The sequence below is a fragment of the uncultured Campylobacter sp. genome (genome assembly GCF_938018145.1).
Lineage (GTDB): Bacteria > Campylobacterota > Campylobacteria > Campylobacterales > Campylobacteraceae > Campylobacter_A.
On record NZ_CALIII010000432.1, the window covers coordinates 1 to 2256 of the forward strand.

Here is a 2256-nt window from a genome sequence, read left to right on the forward strand (position 1 = left end):
AAACGGCAACAGCGTGGAGTATTTTTACTCGGGCAGGGCGCTAGATGCGGCGCAGTTACGCAAGGTGGAGATATTTTTAAAGCGACTCGATGCGATGCGGGAGGTTAATTAACGTCGCACTCGCTACATGCCGTTTTCCGTAAGCAAAAAGCGTGATAATTTGATACGTAAATTTGATGTAAAACGGCAAAATACAGCTCAATCAAAATCCATACAAAATCACGCGCGGTTAAATTTGCTGCTTTTAAAGCAAATCAAAAAGCCGCCGTTTGAGCGGCAAATTTAAAATAATTGTTCAAATTTAGCATTCGGCGGATTTACGGCTCGTCTATCCGCCTTACAAATATCCTTAAACGCCCGCGCGATCGCCTAAAACGGCCAATCGAAAACGTTTAAAAGAGCCGCTCTAGGCAAGCTAAATTTTACTTTTTAGCTTGCAGATACACCGATTCGAGCTTGGCCGCGACCTCGCGCAAATCGACGATGCGGCTCTGGCTAGACGGGTGGGTGCTCAGTATCTCAGGCACGCTGCCGCCGCTTTTTTGCGACATTTTAACCCAGACGTTTACCGCCTCTTTAGGATCGTAGCCCGCGCGCGCCATCAGCTCCGTGCCGATGTGGTCGGCCTCGCGCTCGTGCGAGCGAGAAAACGGTAGCGAGATGGTGTACTGCGCGGCCATATTCATTGCGCCGGTGGCTAGATCGCCCAGTCCCGCAGCCTGCGAAACGGCGAAAATGCCGATGTTTTTGAGCATATCCGTGCTGGCCTGCTCGCGGCTATGCTCGCGCAGCGCGTGCGCGATCTCGTGCCCCATGACAGCGGCTAGCTCGCCGTTTGTGAGCGATAGATTTTTGATGATGCCGCTATAAACGACGATACGGCCGCCGGGCATACACCACGCGTTTATCGTGTTTTCGTCGATCACGTTTACTTCCCATTTCCACTTGAGCGCGTCCTCTCTAAACGCTCCGACCTGCGCGATCAGGCGTTTGGCGACGTCTTGCACTCTTTTGGTCATCACGGGATCGATGTTTAGCACTCCCCTTTTGCGCGCGCCGCTAAGCGTCTCTACGTAGGCTTTGGCCGCGGCCTCGTTCATCTCCTGTTCGCCGACTAGAAACATCTGGCGTCTGTTTTCGCCTAGCGCGCCGCCGCTAGTCGAGCTGGTGAAGCAGCCCGTCAGCATCGTCGCGGTAAACACGGCGAGCAAAATAATTTTCCTTATCGTCATTTTTCATCCTTTGCGAGATTTTGGCGATTATACCGCTAAAACAGCTATAAATTCGTAAATAGGCGTTTAAATTTGGCTTAACGGCGTCAAATTTGTAAGGAAACGGCGGGTAAATTTGGGTTTTATAAATTTGATGGTGTAAATTTAGCTTGGTTTTAGCGGCTTTAACGGATCTGCGTTAAATTTGTGCGGGTTAAATTTGACAAATTTCGTGCCTGAGTCCGCTTTAGACGGCTCGGACGCTACTATGCAAGCTCAAATTTAACCGCCGTTCGCGAGCCGTCAAATTTAGAGAAAGCCGCGAGTTCGTCAAATTTACGTCCAAAACGCTAAATTTGAGCAGCCGCTGGCGCGAGCGCGAGCCAAATAAACCCGAGTCGTCGCGCAAGCAAAAGCTAAATTTAAAAGAGCCTGATTTACGCCGGCTCGCTTTGTAAATTTTCATCGAGCTTAACGCGCTTGTACTCGATATTTTTCTCAAATTCCTTAAGTCTTTTGTGGATAGAGCGCAGCTCTGTGATGACCGTCCAGTTGTTCATAAACACCGCGAGCGATCCGCGCACTTGGCTAAAGGCATTTACGACTGGCATCACCACGCCAAGCGTTATCGAGCCTGCGAGCACGCTAGGACCCATAGCGATGAGCGGGACGATGACCATGCTTTGACCGAACATATATCTCCAGATATCAAAGTATCCGTAGTGCAAAAATAGCCTGTAATAATTTCGTTTTAGGTCATTAAACAGTCCTTCAAGCTTCTCGGGCGCGCCGTAGTTTGCCTTGTCGTCCTCGGCGTATACGAGCTCTTTTCTAAACGCAGCTTCGACCTTTTGGTTATTGTACTCAAGCCCCGGCAGCTTGATACCTACAAACCACGAGATCGCGAGTCCGCCGATGCTGACCGTTAGCGCGATCCACACGAGCGAGCCTTCGCTTTTGCCGAGCACAGGGATATCGACCTGACCGCTAAGCGCCCAAAGTATCGGTATAAAGGCGATGAGCGTCATCACGGCGTCGGCTACTT

At 50.5% G+C, this 2256-nt stretch carries 3 protein-coding genes; all 3 read right to left on the reverse strand.

All coding sequences use genetic code 11. The features are described from left to right. Positions 1 to 422 precede the first annotated feature (422 nt). The gene (locus tag Q0338_RS10165) at positions 423 to 1232 is read right to left on the reverse strand and encodes a M48 family metallopeptidase (RefSeq protein ID WP_298086623.1); all 810 of its coding nucleotides are present in this window, start codon (positions 1230 to 1232) and stop codon (positions 423 to 425) included. Positions 1233 to 1458: 226 nt separating this feature from the next. After that, positions 1459 to 1677: a hypothetical protein gene (locus Q0338_RS10170; RefSeq protein ID WP_298086624.1), complete on the reverse strand. Its 219-nt coding sequence runs from the start codon at positions 1675 to 1677 to the stop codon at positions 1459 to 1461. Further along, a partial coding sequence (locus Q0338_RS10175; protein ID WP_298086625.1) for an SbmA/BacA-like family transporter occupies positions 1649 to 2256 on the reverse strand: 608 nt, incomplete at its 5' end. The genes Q0338_RS10175 and Q0338_RS10170, both read right to left, overlap by 29 nt.

What these genes read in the sequence shown, in the direction of transcription:
- Q0338_RS10165 (WP_298086623.1), bottom strand. Translation starts at nt 1,232, where the DNA reads ATGACGATAAGGAAAATTATTTTGCTCGCCGTGTTTACCGCGACGATG.
- Q0338_RS10170 (WP_298086624.1), bottom strand. Translation starts at nt 1,677, where the DNA reads ATGAAAATTTACAAAGCGAGCCGGCGTAAATCAGGCTCTTTTAAATTT.